11 protein-coding genes and 1 tRNA gene are annotated in these 14,095 nt (G+C 40.6%); 4 read left to right on the top strand and 8 right to left on the bottom strand.

What is annotated here, in order from left to right; all coding sequences use genetic code 11:
* Nucleotides 1-54 precede the first annotated feature (54 nt).
* The 4 genes from rplS to KMW37_RS20690 form a co-directional block, all read right to left on the bottom strand.
* Entirely contained in the window at nt 55-420 is a 366-nt protein-coding gene (gene rplS, locus KMW37_RS20705; RefSeq protein WP_186757013.1) for a 50S ribosomal protein L19, read from the bottom strand.
* Between the two features lie 96 nt (nt 421-516).
* The gene (trmD, locus tag KMW37_RS20700; protein WP_215226554.1) at nt 517-1,206 is read right to left on the bottom strand and encodes a tRNA (guanosine(37)-N1)-methyltransferase TrmD; all 690 of its coding nucleotides are present in this window, start codon (nt 1,204-1,206) and stop codon (nt 517-519) included.
* A 3-nt stretch (nt 1,207-1,209) separates the two neighbouring features.
* Nucleotides 1,210-1,740, bottom strand: a complete 531-nt coding sequence (gene rimM, locus KMW37_RS20695) for a ribosome maturation factor RimM (RefSeq protein ID WP_215226553.1) — start codon at nt 1,738-1,740, stop codon at nt 1,210-1,212.
* Between the two features lie 14 nt (nt 1,741-1,754).
* Nucleotides 1,755-2,312, bottom strand: a complete 558-nt coding sequence (locus tag KMW37_RS20690) for a 30S ribosomal protein S16 (RefSeq protein ID WP_215226552.1) — start codon at nt 2,310-2,312, stop codon at nt 1,755-1,757.
* A 212-nt stretch (nt 2,313-2,524) separates the two neighbouring features.
* Between KMW37_RS20690 and KMW37_RS20685 the strand changes: the two genes are divergently transcribed.
* Nucleotides 2,525-2,596 (top strand) — tRNA-Arg (locus KMW37_RS20685).
* Nucleotides 2,597-2,786: 190 nt separating this feature from the next.
* Here the strand turns inward: KMW37_RS20685 and KMW37_RS20680 are convergent.
* The 3 genes from KMW37_RS20680 to KMW37_RS20670 form a co-directional block, all read right to left on the bottom strand.
* Nucleotides 2,787-3,164 (bottom strand): VOC family protein, encoded by a 378-nt coding sequence (locus tag KMW37_RS20680; protein WP_215226551.1) that lies wholly within the window; start codon nt 3,162-3,164, stop codon nt 2,787-2,789.
* A 164-nt stretch (nt 3,165-3,328) separates the two neighbouring features.
* Nucleotides 3,329-5,659, bottom strand: a complete 2,331-nt coding sequence (locus tag KMW37_RS20675) for a M1 family metallopeptidase (protein WP_215226550.1) — start codon at nt 5,657-5,659, stop codon at nt 3,329-3,331.
* Nucleotides 5,660-5,752: 93 nt separating this feature from the next.
* Nucleotides 5,753-6,334 (bottom strand): HupE/UreJ family protein, encoded by a 582-nt coding sequence (locus KMW37_RS20670; RefSeq protein WP_215226549.1) that lies wholly within the window; start codon nt 6,332-6,334, stop codon nt 5,753-5,755.
* Nucleotides 6,335-6,513: 179 nt separating this feature from the next.
* Between KMW37_RS20670 and KMW37_RS20665 the strand changes: the two genes are divergently transcribed.
* Entirely contained in the window at nt 6,514-7,005 is a 492-nt protein-coding gene (locus KMW37_RS20665) for a DUF6702 family protein (RefSeq protein WP_215226548.1), read from the top strand.
* Between the two features lie 8 nt (nt 7,006-7,013).
* On the opposite strand, the gene KMW37_RS20660 is transcribed toward KMW37_RS20665, so the two are convergent.
* Complete coding sequence (locus KMW37_RS20660) at nt 7,014-8,438, bottom strand: aldehyde dehydrogenase family protein (RefSeq protein WP_215226547.1); 1,425 nt, start codon at nt 8,436-8,438, stop codon at nt 7,014-7,016.
* A gap of 311 nt (nt 8,439-8,749) precedes the next feature.
* Here KMW37_RS20660 and KMW37_RS20655 point away from each other — a divergent pair, with 311 nt between their 5' ends.
* The gene (locus KMW37_RS20655; protein WP_215226546.1) at nt 8,750-8,989 is read left to right on the top strand and encodes a hypothetical protein; all 240 of its coding nucleotides are present in this window, start codon (nt 8,750-8,752) and stop codon (nt 8,987-8,989) included.
* A gap of 13 nt (nt 8,990-9,002) precedes the next feature.
* The coding region (locus KMW37_RS20650) for a DUF7507 domain-containing protein (protein ID WP_215226545.1) at nt 9,003-14,095 on the top strand (5,093 nt) is incomplete at its 3' end.

Below are 14,095 nucleotides of genomic sequence, written 5' to 3'. Positions count from 1 at the left end.
TAACAAAAAAGGAATCCATATTGGATTCCTTTTTTGTATTCATCGGGTGAGGAATTACTTCTTCACGTGGATTTTTTCTTTTACTCTTGCAGCCTTTCCTTGACGACCTCTTAGGTAGTAAAGTCTAGCTCTTCTTACTTTACCAGATCTCAATAGTTCGATTTTTTCGATGCTTGGGCCTAGGATAGGGAAGATTCTTTCAACGCCGATACCACTAGAGATTTTTCTTACAGTGAAAGTCTCACCATTAGAATTTACATTTTTTCTCTGAATTACGGTACCTTGGAACTGCTGGATACGCTCTTTGTTACCCTCTTTAATTCTAACGTGAACGTTGATCGTATCTCCTGCCTTGAAAGAAGGGAACTTAGCTCTTACGTCTTTGTATTCCTCTTCTACAATTTTAAGTAGTTCGCTCATATCTTTATATTTATGTGCTTATCGCAAATTCGAATTGCAAAGGTATGCAATTATCTATTTTATTCAATTAATTATCAATTATTTACCTTAATCGCCTTAATCGAAATCCTTCCCTTCCAATAGGTCGGGTCTTCTTTCTTTTGTGCGGCGAACCGATTCTTCAAACCTCCAGTTAGCGATCTTTTCATTATGTCCAGATAATAATATGTCAGGTACTTTCATACCATCATATTCTGCTGGTCTAGTATAGATCGGCGGGGCAAGCAGTCCATCCTGAAATGAATCTGAAAGGGCAGAGGTCTCATCATTGAGTACTCCTGGGATCAAGCGGATAACAGCATCAGCTACGATTGCAGCAGCTAGCTCTCCTCCGGAAAGGACAAAATCTCCAACACTAATTTCTTTCGTGATGTACTTTTGTCTGATTCTTTCGTCCACTCCTTTGTAATGACCGCAAAGGATCATCAGATTTCCTTTCAAGGATAGGGTGTTAGCCATTTGTTGATCAAGCGTTTCACCGTCTGGGGTCATGTAGATAATTTCATCGTATTCTCTTTGGCTTTTAAGTGTCTCAATGCACTTGGCCACAGGTTCTACCATCATTACCATTCCAGCACCGCCACCAAAAGCATAGTCATCGACCTGCTTGTGTTTGCCACTGGCATAATCCCTTAAGTTGTGGACATTGACTTTTGCGAGACCTTTTTCTTCCGCTCTTTTTAAAATAGAATGGGAGAAAGGACCTTCTAAAAGCCCAGGAACCACCGTGATAATATCGATCTGCATGGACTAATCCTCCAAATAAATTTCAAGTAAGCCTTCCGGCAAACGGCAGAAAACTTTTTTTGCTGCCTTATCTACCTTGAGAATAACATCATCCTGAATAGGAATTAGTATTTCTTTTCCTTGGTAGTTTAACCCGATTAGATACTGGGTTTGAAGGTCATATATAACTTGCACGTTTCCAATTACTCCTCGGGTCTCATCCTCTACTTCAAAATCCACTAACTCATGATAATAATATTGGTCATCATTGAGCTTAGGCAGATCCTTGAGAGGAAGGTAAAGCACAGAGCCAACCAAGGTTTCTGCAGAACTTTTGTCATCATAACCTTCAAATTTGGCTAATATTCTGCCGTTAGGTTGTGAGACAAAATGTTCTAAGAAGTAAGGTGCCAATCTGTTGTTTTTATCCAGAAAGACATGTTCGATGTCTTCATATTCTTCTGGGTAATCCACATCAAGAACAGCGGTTACTTCCCCATGGAGTCCATGAACCTTAGCAATGTAACCTATTTGGAAACAATTTTCCTTGTTCATGGAAAAACGTGTAATTAACCTTGAGTTTCTTCTTCGCTAGATTCAGAAGCGTCTCCTTCTGCAGGAGCTTCTTCAGATGCGGCTGCTTCTTCAGCAGCGGCAGCAGCCTTAGCTTCTTCTTCTCTTTTCTTGATCGCCTCTAGACGAGCAGTGTTTTTAGCTGTTTCAGCATCAAGGGCTTTTTGACGGGCATCAGCTTTTGCTTTAGCCAATTGGTCCATTTTACCTGTGATAGCTGATTCTTTTTGCTCTTTCCACGCGTCAAATTTCTTATCAGCTTCTTCTTGGGAAATAGCACCTTTCAAAACACCAATTTGAAGGTGTTTCTTCAATAATACACCTCTGTAAGAAAGCATAGCTTTAACGGTGTCCGTAGGTTGTGCACCATTCAACAACCACTGTAGAGCGCGCTCATTGTTGATGTTGATAGAAGCAGGGTCAGTGTTCGGGTTATAAGATCCGATTTTTTCGATAAAGCGTCCATCACGTGGAGCTCTTGCATCAGCTACAACTACATCGTAGATGGCCATTCTTTTTCTACCTCTACGTGCTAATCTGATTTTTACTGCCATAGTATATTGATATTTAGTTAATTGATGGATCCCGTCCATCGTAAATTTGGAATGCAAAGATAGCGGATTTATCTTGAAAAGAACAAGTTAGGTTAGGAATATTTGCGGAATAGAAAAAATATGTTTTAAATTGCGGCTCGAAACAGAGGGGCTTTTTAACTGTATCATCTATTGATGATAAGTTATCCCAATAATTCATTCCAGATTCCTATGGCCTCGTAGTTCAATGGATAGAATAGAAGTTTCCTAAACTTTAGATCTAGGTTCGATTCCTAGCGAGGCTACATCAAACAGCTTTATATGACGATATAAAGCTGTTTTGCTTTTAAGGAGTTTCTCAATTGGCATTTGAACCAATTGCCTTATTGAAAAAATGAGTCGAGATCCTTCAAAAGGTTTATGTTTCAGACGCTAATAATGCAAACGGCTTTTTGATTAGCAGAGAACGTATTATGAGGGATTTTATATCGTTGTTTAACTTTCTATCACGGACAAAATATTACCAGCTGGATCTTTGAACCAGGCAATGGCCGGTCCCTTTTCACTTCTTGAAATTCCCTTTTCGTCAGTAATTATATTGCCCGCGTATTGCTCAAATTTAATTCCCTTGACAATTAATGCTTCTACCGCTGCTTCGATGTCAGGCACAGGGAAGTTCAGTACAGTGTAGCTAGCTGCTTTGAAATCCTCTTTGGGATAAATGATGATTGGATTGTTGCCCTTGGTATGGATTTCAAGGATTCCCATAGGATGGTCAGTGACTTTTAATCCCAGTATTTTATCGTAGAATGTTCTGGCCTTTTCCAAATTGTCTACCGCAAAACTGCTAAATGCTTGGCTTGATATCATCATGGCTATAAATGCTTTTCTTCAATTTACTAAATTCTTGATGCAAAAGCAGACTTTCGGAGATTCGCACTTTGAGGTGCTGATTACGAACAAAGGATATAATGAGAAAGGGGATGGCATTTTATTAATGCCATCCCCTTTTAGTTTCTGGATCGAATTACTTTAAATTACTTCTTTTTCTTAGCGTCTTTCATTGGGTTGCTGCCAGATGCTGCTCCCCTCGGTGCGCTTTCTCTTTTGTAAAGTTCAAAGCGTGAAGGTAAGTTTCTCTGAGGGAAGAAGTTATTAGACTCGTCAATATCAGCGGTTTCTCTATAAGGGTCTAGCGCGATTGATTCCACTTCTTTTTCTTTAGGGAATACTTTGGTGACGACTGTTTCGTTGTGTCTCCAGATATTGGCTGGGATTCGTTCTATTTCAGAGGTTCCATCAGTATAGTTAAACTGTACAATCAGTGGCATAACCAATCCACCTACATTTTTGAAGGTAAGCTCATAATAATTAAGGCCGCTATTAAATAACTTTCGTTCTTTTTCACTCAAGTTAGCTACGAAATCCTTATGGGCTTTTTCATCACTTGGAGTTACTGTAAATCTATCATAAGTGGTATAGAAGTCCCTCGTTTTTGGGTTTTTTTCCAATACAGTTTCTTGGATATCCTTTTCGTTGACAGTTCTTGAAATATAACTCTCATATTTCTCGTGATCTGCAGCTTCAGCTTTTTTCTTTTCTGCAGGAGTTCTATTGTCAAGCTGGTACCATTGAACATTTTCAATAGCAATGTCGACTGGCTCAGTACCAAAGAACCAACCTCTCCAGAACCAGTCTAGGTCAACTGCTGAAGCATCCTCCATAGTTCTAAAGAAATCGTCAGGCGTTGGATGTTTGAATTTCCATCTTTTTGCGTACTCTTTGAAAGCAAAGTCAAATAGTTCGCGGCCCATTACCGTTTCTCTAAGAATATTAAGGGCAGTTGCAGGCTTAGCATAGGCGTTGGCTCCAAACTGAATAATATTCTCTGAATTGGTCATGATAGGCTCCAAATATTGCTTTTCGCCTTTCATATAATCCACGATTTTGTGGGCAGGGCCTCTTCTGGATGGGTAATTTCTGTCCCACTCCTGCTCAGCCATAAACTGCATAAAAGTGTTCAGGCCTTCGTCCATCCAGGTCCATTGACGTTCGTCAGAATTGACAATCATCGGGAAGAAGTTGTGTCCTACTTCATGGATGATAACTGAGATCATCCCGTTTTTAATGGCTTCAGAATAGGTGCCATCTTTATCAGGTCTACCATAGTTGAAGCAGATCATTGGGTATTCCATCCCATTGGAAGCTTCTACAGAAATGGCAGTAGGGTATGGGTAATCGAAAGTTTTTGCAGAATATGACTTCAATGTATGGGCCACTACTCGGGTGGAATATTGTTCCCAAAGAGGGTTAGCTTCTTTGGCATAGTAAGACATAGCCATTACATCTTTATTACCCACGTTTACTGCCATGGCATCCCAAATGAATTTTCTTGAAGATGTCCATGCAAAATCCCTCACGTTTTCTGCTTCGAATACCCAAGTTTTGGTTTCAGAGGCCTTTCCTTTTTCAAGCTTCTCAGCTTCTTTCTGCGTACGGATGATAACAGGGTCATCAAAGGTCGTTTTGGCCTTGTTCCACCGGTCCATTTCAGTTTCACTCAAAACCTCTTCAGGGTTTTGAAGTACACCAGTTGCTCCCACCATGTGGTCTGCAGGCACGGTGATGCTTACCTTATAATCACCGAAGGTCAGGGCAAATTCTCCACGGCCATAAAACTGTTTGTTTTGCCAACCTTCAAAATCCGAATAAACCGCCATTCTAGGGAACCATTCAGCCATGGTATAAAGGTAGTTTCCGTCTTCTTCAAAGTATTCATAGCCCGGTCTCCCTCCAATAAAGCTGGTTCTATCGTGGATATTGAAGCTCCAGTCCACGGTGAATTCCAATTGCTCACCAGCTTTAAGCGGCTCCGGAAGATCCAATCTCATCATGGTTTCATTGATGGCTACAGGAATATCGTTTCCCTGGGCATCTTTGACACTATGGATTTTGTATCCAAGGTCAAGATCGTGCCATAGGATGGATTCCAATTGACGCATTGACATCCTTTCGTGAATACTGCTGGTGGTAGCTTTTTGGCTTTCTGCATCCTTAGATCTTTGGTTTTGGTCCAGTTGGATCCATAGATAGCTAAGTTGGTCAGGCGAATTATTGATATAAGTTACCGTTTCTGATCCTTTGATGCTTTGGTTGTCATCATCCAGAACTACCTTAATATCATAATTGGCCTGCTGCTGCCAGTATAAGTGTCCAGGAGCTCCTGAGGCAGTGCGGTAAACGTTTGGAGAACGAAGCATTGGCCCAAGTTGTTCGAAGCGTTCCGCGTGATTTTGTTCACTGTGCTGGGCATTTGCAGTAGCCACACACATTAAACTAAATGCGATTGAGTAAATTAATTTTTTCATATCTCTCTATTGAGTTTTTATGAATAAGTAACAGAACTATTCTCACCGATTCATCGGTGAACTCTTAAATAGGTTGTATTTGGGTTGTGTTAATTACCAATATATTGCATCCAGTATCATCATTATGGCCATCCCGAATACCACAGAAGAAATGACCAAGGCCCATTCTTTTCTGTTGGCACTCAATATGCCAATGGCGATAGATGATATCAAGATAAAGATTCCTACGATAACCAGCTGGCCCACTTCCAATCCAAGGTTAAAAGCCAATAATGGTTCCCAGATGGAGCTTTCTCTACCTAGCAATGATTTCAGATAGTTGGAGAAACCTAGTCCATGAATTAATCCGAAAAACAGGGCAAAGAAGTAGTTGGCCTGTATTCCAGAACCGCTAGAGGGTCTTGGACGGAGTATGTTAAAAAATGCAGTGACAGCTATAGTTACGGGTATAAGGAACTCGATAAGGCTTCCTTTAACTGTAAAGATATTTAAAGTAGCGAGTGCAAGGGTGATGGAATGACCTATGGTAAACGCGGTTACCAAGATTAATATTTTCTTCCAATCTCTCAGAAGGTAAATTGCGCAAAGTGCAATGATAAATAAGATGTGGTCAAAACCTTTTAGGTCAAGGATGTGGTCCATGCCTAACTTAAAATACGCTTGAAACTGATTCATGTAATTTTTCGTTTTTCCATCTGATTGAAAAGATTCGGCTTGAAGGATGTATTTTTGTAAAAAAACACAAGCTTTTGGAAACTTCTCAATGAGGACTTGGCTTAGTTTTATATGGGTAAGAAAAACAGCGGTGTAATATTAATGTTTAATTCGGACAAAAAGTAAAAATCAATAACGAAATGTTATATAATTATATAGTCATATGGATGCTTGGATGGATGGTTAACTTTCATCCCTTTTATATCAGTGTGACAGATGTTAACTATAATACTGAAGCCAAAAGTTTGGAAATTGCGCAAAAGATTTTTTGGGACGATTTAGAGCAGGCCCTTAACAAGAAATACGATGAGGATCTTGATTTTTTACATCCTAAAGACCTCAAAAAACTTAATGAGTTGGTAGAAGCATACCTGCTTGAAAATAATGCGTTTGAGGTAAACGGAAATTTGGTTAGGATTGATTACCTCGGTTATGAGATTGAAGAAGATGCTGCTTGGTTTTATATGGAAGCCAAAAATGTACCTATGCCAAAGAAAGTTAAGATCACCAATAAAGTACTTGTCAGTGATTTTCAGGAACAGCAAAATATGATTAACTTTTATCTCAATGATGAACCTAAAACATTGATTTTATATAAGGGACATATGGAAGACCTCCTAGAATTTGACTGAGGCTAGGCTTAGCCTTTGGATAGGAAATTAAGGAAGCCGGAAATGATTTTATTGGTTTTGAGGTCATAGGGAGGATAAAGCATATTCAATGGTGTTTTTCCATTACGTTGTTTCAACACAGATTTTTGATTACTAAAGGATAAAAATCCGAAATGTCCATGTGCTTTCCCCATTCCACTTTGTTTCGTTCCTCCAAAAGGCAGTGTGTTTTGTAAATATTGAATGCCACAGTCGTTGATCGCCATGGTTCCAGCGCTGGCATTTTGTTGTATCATTTCAACAGTACTTTTGTCTTTGGAAAATAGGTATAAGGCCAGCGGTTTTGGTTTGTGGAACAGGTATGTGATAATGTCGTCCATTTTATTATAAGTTATCACCGGTAAAATCGGCCCAAAAATCTCTTCCTTCATCAGGAGCATTTCTTCTGTCATTCCTGATATAACCGTAGGTTCCATAAAATTTTCCTCTGCTTTTATTTCACCACCATGGTTAACTGTAGCTCCTTTTGTTTGCGCATCCACCAGTAGGTGCTGCAGCCTATTCAGATGCTTCCGGCTAATTATCCTTCCATAATCTTTATTACTGGAGATGCCTTCTTTCTTTGAAGGATACATTTTTTTGATTTGGCTACTAAGTAATTCTAAAAGAAGTTCTTTTTGGGATTCATGTACAAAAAGGAAATCCGGGGCAATACAGGTTTGGCCGCAGTTGATCCATTTTCCTGCGGAGATTTTTGGCGCAGCATCTTCTAAATCATAAGCTTTATCAATAATTACAGGAGATTTTCCTCCAAGTTCCAATGTTACACTTGACAGATGTTGTGCCGCGGCATTCATCACCATCTTACCTATTCCTGGGCTGCCTGTAAAAAATATATGGTCAAAGGGGAGTGTTAATAGTTGTTTGGCTACCTCAGCATCTCCTTCAAATACAGCGACTTCATCATTTTCAAAATTTTCCATGCACATCCTTCTGATCAATGCTGAAGAGTGCGGCGTAAGCTCTGATGGCTTAAGGCAAACTGTGCAACCGGCAGCAAGGGCAGAAATGAGCGGGCTTACACTTAGGTTAAAGGGGAAATTCCAAGGAGCTATAATTAATGCCTGTCCCTTTGGTTCAATGATGGTGTAAGACTTACTACCTATAAAATATATCGGACTTGCAACTTTTTGTGGTTTCATCCAGCTTGCTAGATTTTTGATGGCAAGATTGATTTCCATAAGGACATAAGCGGTCTCGGTAATTGCGACTTCAGCAGCTGGTTTTTTGAAATCTGCATAGATGGCTTTGGCAATTTCTTGCTGGTTTTTCTTGATCCACTCACGTAATTTTTTTAGTGAATTTGTCCTTTCTTCACTTGTACTTTTTCTCTTGGCAATTGCTTTGATTTTTTGATGAGTGAAGGTGTTTGATAAAATTTCAGTAGTATTCATAGCTGCTATTTTTATCCTATTGCTGGTTTAATACAAGATAGGAAAAATATCTTTTGTGCTTAATAGTCCTCATCTTCAAGCGTTTAAATAGGTCCTGTTCTAGTAATTTTAACCACTTTTCATACACATAAAAACGCAATTGAGTTTATTAAAAATGACTTTTATTTAAAAATAAAATACATTTTCCTTTGTAGGAAAACACAATTGGTGTACTTTTATAGCAAAATAGTGTATTTAAACAGCGTAAAATAGTCTATAAGTGTTCTGAAAGATTGTTTGAGCTGCATCAAGTAAGAATAAACAGTAGGCTTATGAACGAAAACTTTTACAAGGAAATTACACGCAACGAGTTTTTTGATTTAGTAAAAAATAGAGGAGAAAAATTCATTCTGCTTGTGCATCTAGTAATGGATGGTTTTTCAATGAGCAGAATTTTAGGTACTGAAGATCAGGAGGATATGTCTTTCCTGCGCTCACCAGTTTATATCCAGGACACTGGTTTTAATTTTCAACATATCAATTTAACAAGTGTAGCGGTTGCTTCACTTTAATAAAGAGACAGTCATGAAATCATTATCTACGTATTTCGTATTAATCTTTTTCTGTCTAATTGGAATATTTAACATTGGTCATGTCCAAGCTCAATCAAATGCTGATTTGAGAGATTGTGGATACGGATGTACCTCCAACAATTATTCAATTGCTGGAGTATATTTGAGCGATGCGAATGGAGTTCCAATTACGGATGCGAACAAAACATGTACAACGGGAGATCCAATTAATGGTGTTTACGTTTCAATTGGAATTCTGTCCAATCAAAATGCCAGTAACTACTTTGGTAGGTTATATGCTGATTTAATCATCGGATCCTCTTCTATTTATTTGGATGTTCCTTTAGGGAATATGCCTTCCAGTAAAAACGAGGTGACCAACAAGGTGATCTATGGTCCGATTAATTGGGAATGTGGGCAAGAGTTAACTTTGAGCTTTCCGTTGGTTGTTTGGAAAACTAGTAACAATGCTCCAGACGAACCAATTGATTGCGGGGATTATTCACAATCTCAATGTGAACGGCCTGAGAGCATTTTGGTTGCGGCACCTTTAGCAGTCCAGTTTGATAGTCAGTCCTGTTTGCCGTCCGAAAGTGATTTTACCGTACAATTCACCTCCACCACCAATGGAGGAATTTCGCCATATACGATAGATTGGGATTTTGGGGATGGAACAAGCTCTTCTGATGAGAATCCTTTGCATACTTTTCCTAATGCTGGAAATTTTGATGTTGAATTAACTGTAACAGATAATGAAGGTACGGTTAATACATATTCTCAGACAGTTAATGTTTATCCAGTTATCAGTTCAGATATACAAGTAATAGATGCAAGTTGCTCAGGAGTAGATGATGGTTCGATTGTTCTATCCAATATTCTAGGCGGCGATGGAGCTTATTCTTATTCTATTTCACCCGCTGCTGGATCATTAAATGGATCGACTTTTTCTGATCTTCCTGTAGGGGATTATATGATAACGATTACTGATTCTAGAGGTTGTCAGACTGAAATAAATGCCAGCATTGTTCTGGATGATGATGTGGCTCCTGTGATGACAGCTCCTGCTGGATTGGATCTAGAAGCTTGTGGTGTTGATGATTTAGTGGGAAGTGGAGAAACTGCATTGGCTTACAGTGATACTGAGGTGGTTATTTCTCTTCAAGATTTTATTGATGAGGGAGGAAGCATAATAGAAGATAATATTTCAAGCATTACTTATCAGGACAGTTTCTTAGGAACTTGTCCAATTGTGGTTACTAGAACTTTTACAGTAATTGACAATTGCGGTCTTTCTGATACCCAAATTCAGCTTATCAATATTAATGATACTACAGATCCAACCTTTAGTTCTGGACCAAGCAATTCAGAAGTAAGGTCAATAGATGCCGGCGGAACTGAATATATCGCAGCGGCTGGAGAATTTGATGCTGTTGCTTCTGATAACTGTAGTGATGTTGAGTTGAGCTATACCATAAATGGTGGTACCGCAGTTGTAGCTAATTCCTTGGATGGAGTTTCTTTTGGATTGGGAGATACCAATGTTTCTTGGATTGCAACTGATGAGTGCGGAAATACTGCAAATTATGATTTTGTGGTTACTGTTTATGCGCCAAATATTAATATTGAAAAGACAGTTGATCAAACTAGCATTTCTGCCCCAGGTACATTAACCTATACCATTACAGTTACCAATACAGGTAATCAAAGCTTGACTGGAGTTAGTGTAACGGATGACTTTGCAGGTGGCGCAAACTTTGTAGGCGGTGATACTGATAATGACAATCAATTAGATCTCAATGAGTCTTGGCAATATAGTGCTACTTATGCAGTTACCCAGGAGGATATTGATGCAGGAGATGATTTGGTGAATACAGCTGTGGTGAGCAGTAATGAAACTGACGATGCTAGTGCTGATGCAACCACTACTATTGACCAGACTCCTGGTATTGCTATTGAGAAAGTGGTGGATGTAGATGAAATTAACGCCCCTACTACACTTAATTATACCATTACAGTAACCAATACAGGTAATGTAAGCCTTACAAATATTTCCGTGACTGATGCTTTCGCAAATGGAGCTAGCTATGTAAGTGGTGATGAAGATGGAGATGATGAATTGGATTTGGATGAAGAGTGGATCTATAGCGCAAGTTATAATGCTACTCAAGCAAATATAGATGCAGGTGCTGATTTGGTAAATACTGCGATCGTAAGCAGCAATGAGACTGCTGATGCTCAGGATGATGCTACTACTTCAATAGATCAAGCGCCAAGTATTGCTATCGAGAAGGTAGTGGATGAAGCAAGTATCAGCGAACCTACTACTTTGAACTACACGATTACTGTAACCAATACTGGTAATATAAGCTTGACAGGTGTAAGTGTAGCGGATGCTTTTGCAGGCGGAGCAACTTATGTAAGTGGTGATACAGATAATGATGGCAAATTAGATCTCGCAGAATCTTGGGTATACAATGCCTCCTACAATGCAAGTCAGGCAGATATTGACGCAGGAGATGATTTGGTAAATATAGCAGTTGTAAGCAGCAATGAAGCTGCAGATGCTCAGGATGATGTTACCACTACTATCGATCAAAATGCAGGTATAGCCATTGTAAAAACAGTTGATGCTACCAGCATAGGAGCTCCAACTACCTTGAATTATACGATTAGGGTTTCAAATACTGGAAATGTAAGCTTAACTGGTGTAAGCGTAGCGGATGCTTTTGCAGGCGGAGCAACTTATGTAAGTGGTGATACGGATAATGATGGTGAGCTGGATTTGGCAGAAATCTGGGAATATAGTGCTTCATATAATGCAATTCAGGAAGATATTGATGCAGGAAATGATTTGGTGAATACAGCCATTGTAAGTAGTAATGAAGCGCCAGATGCTCAAGATGACGCAACAACTGAAATCAGTCAAGGACCTGGTATTGCAATTGATAAAGTAGTTGATCAAACTAATATTAGTTCACCAACCACTTTGAACTATACTATTACTATTAGAAATACTGGAAATGTAAGCTTGACCAGCGTGAGCGTAGCAGATGCCTTCGCAAGTGGAGCCACATACCAAAGTGGTGATGATGGAGATAATGAACTGGATATAGATGAAACCTGGATATATTCAGCATCTTACGCAGTTACACAAGAAGATATTGATGCAGGAACTGCTCTTGTTAATACTGCCATTGTAAGTAGTAATGAAATTGCTGATGCGCAGGATGATGCGACAACGACGATCACGCAGACCCCAGGTATTGCTATCGAGAAAGTGGTAGACGTGGCTGATATCAGTTCACCGATTACCCTTAACTATACGATTACTGTAACCAACACCGGAAATATAAGCTTGACCGGGGTAAGCGTAGCGGATGCCTTTGCGGGCGGGGCTACCTTTGAAAGTGGAGATGCTGATAATGACGGCGAGTTGGATCTTGATGAAGCATGGATCTACAGCGCCTCTTATGATGCTACTCAAGCGGATATAGATGGAGGTGCTGATTTAGTGAATATTGCCATTGTAAGCAGCAATGAGTCCGGAAATGCGCAGGATGATGCTACAACGACGATCACGCAGACTCCAGGCATTGCTATCGAGAAAGTGGTAGACGTGGCTGATATCAGTTCACCGACTACCCTTAACTATACGATTACTGTAACCAACACCGGAAATGTAAGCTTGACCGGGGTAAGCGTAGCGGATGCCTTTGCGGGCGGGGCTACCCTTGAAAGTGGCGATGCAGATAATGACGGCGAGTTGGATCTGACTGAAGCATGGGAATACAGTGCCTCTTACGATGCTAGCCAGTCAGATATCGATGCAGGTGCTGACCTGGTTAACACTGCCATTGTAAGCAGCAATGAGTCCGGAAATGCGCAGGATGATGCGACAACGACGATCACGCAGACTCCAGGCATTGCTATCGAGAAAGTGGTAGACGTGGCTGATATCAGTTCACCGACTACCCTTAACTATACGATTACTGTAACCAACACCGGAAATGTAAGCTTGACCGGGGTAAGCGTAGCGGATGCCTTTGCGGGCGGGGCTACCCTTGAAAGTGGCGATGCAGATAATGACGGCGAGTTGGATCTGACTGAATCATGGATTTACAGTGCCTCTTACGATGCGACTCAAGCGGATATCGATGCAGGAGCTGATTTGGTTAACACAGCCATTGTAAGCAGCAATGAGTCCGGAAATGCGCAGGATGATGCGACAACGACGATTACGCAGATCCCAGGAATTGCTATTGAGAAAGTGGTAGACGTGGCTGACATCAGTTCACCGACTACCCTTAACTATACGATTACTGTAACCAACACCGGAAATGTCAGCTTGACCGGGGTAAGCGTAGCGGATGCCTTTGCGGGCGGGGCTACCCTTGAAAGTGGCGATGCAGATAATGACGGTGAGTTGGATCTTGATGAATCATGGATTTACAGTGCCTCTTACGATGCGACTCAAGCGGATATCGATGCAGGAGCTGATTTGGTTAACACAGCCATTGTAAGCAGCAACGAGACTGCCGATGCGCAGGATGATGCGACAACGACAATTACGCAGACTCCAGGCATTGCTATCGAGAAAGTGGTAGACGTGGCTGACATCAGTTCACCGACTACCCTTAACTATACGATTACTGTAACCAACACCGGAAATGTAAGCTTGACCGGGGTAAGCGTAGCGGATGCCTTTGCGGGCGGGGCTACCCTTGAAAGTGGCGATGCAGATAATGACGGTGAGTTGGATCTTGATGAATCATGGATTTACAGCGCCTCTTATGATGCTACTCAAGCGGATATCGATGCAGGTGCTGACCTGGTTAACACAGCCATTGTAAGCAGCAACGAGACTGCCGATGCGCAGGATGATGCTACAACGACGATCACGCAGACCCCAGGTATTGCTATCGAAAAAGTGGTAGACGTGGCTGATATCAGTTCACCGACTACCCTTAACTATACAATTACTGTAACCAACACCGGAAATGTAAGCTTGACCGGGGTAAGTGTAGCGGATGCCTTTGCGGGTGGGGCTACCCTTGAAAGTGGCGACGCAGATAATGACGGCGAGTTGGATCTGACTGAATCATGGAT

This window comes from Echinicola shivajiensis (assembly GCF_018642165.1).
In the GTDB taxonomy this organism is placed as follows: Bacteria; Bacteroidota; Bacteroidia; order Cytophagales; family Cyclobacteriaceae; genus Echinicola; species Echinicola shivajiensis.
Note: the sequence above shows the minus strand (reverse complement) of the source record. Positions and strands in the feature narration are given on the sequence as shown.

What these genes read in the sequence shown, in the direction of transcription:
- KMW37_RS20665 (WP_215226548.1), top strand. Translation starts at nt 6,514, where the DNA reads ATGTTATATAATTATATAGTCATATGGATGCTTGGATGGATGGTTAAC.
- rimM (WP_215226553.1), bottom strand. Translation starts at nt 1,740, where the DNA reads ATGAACAAGGAAAATTGTTTCCAAATAGGTTACATTGCTAAGGTTCAT.
- KMW37_RS20680 (WP_215226551.1), bottom strand. Translation starts at nt 3,164, where the DNA reads ATGATGATATCAAGCCAAGCATTTAGCAGTTTTGCGGTAGACAATTTG.
- rplS (WP_186757013.1), bottom strand. Translation starts at nt 420, where the DNA reads ATGAGCGAACTACTTAAAATTGTAGAAGAGGAATACAAAGACGTAAGA.
- KMW37_RS20675 (WP_215226550.1), bottom strand. Translation starts at nt 5,659, where the DNA reads ATGAAAAAATTAATTTACTCAATCGCATTTAGTTTAATGTGTGTGGCT.
- KMW37_RS20655 (WP_215226546.1), top strand. Translation starts at nt 8,750, where the DNA reads ATGAACGAAAACTTTTACAAGGAAATTACACGCAACGAGTTTTTTGAT.
- KMW37_RS20660 (WP_215226547.1), bottom strand. Translation starts at nt 8,438, where the DNA reads ATGAATACTACTGAAATTTTATCAAACACCTTCACTCATCAAAAAATC.
- trmD (WP_215226554.1), bottom strand. Translation starts at nt 1,206, where the DNA reads ATGCAGATCGATATTATCACGGTGGTTCCTGGGCTTTTAGAAGGTCCT.
- KMW37_RS20670 (WP_215226549.1), bottom strand. Translation starts at nt 6,334, where the DNA reads ATGAATCAGTTTCAAGCGTATTTTAAGTTAGGCATGGACCACATCCTT.
- KMW37_RS20690 (WP_215226552.1), bottom strand. Translation starts at nt 2,312, where the DNA reads ATGGCAGTAAAAATCAGATTAGCACGTAGAGGTAGAAAAAGAATGGCC.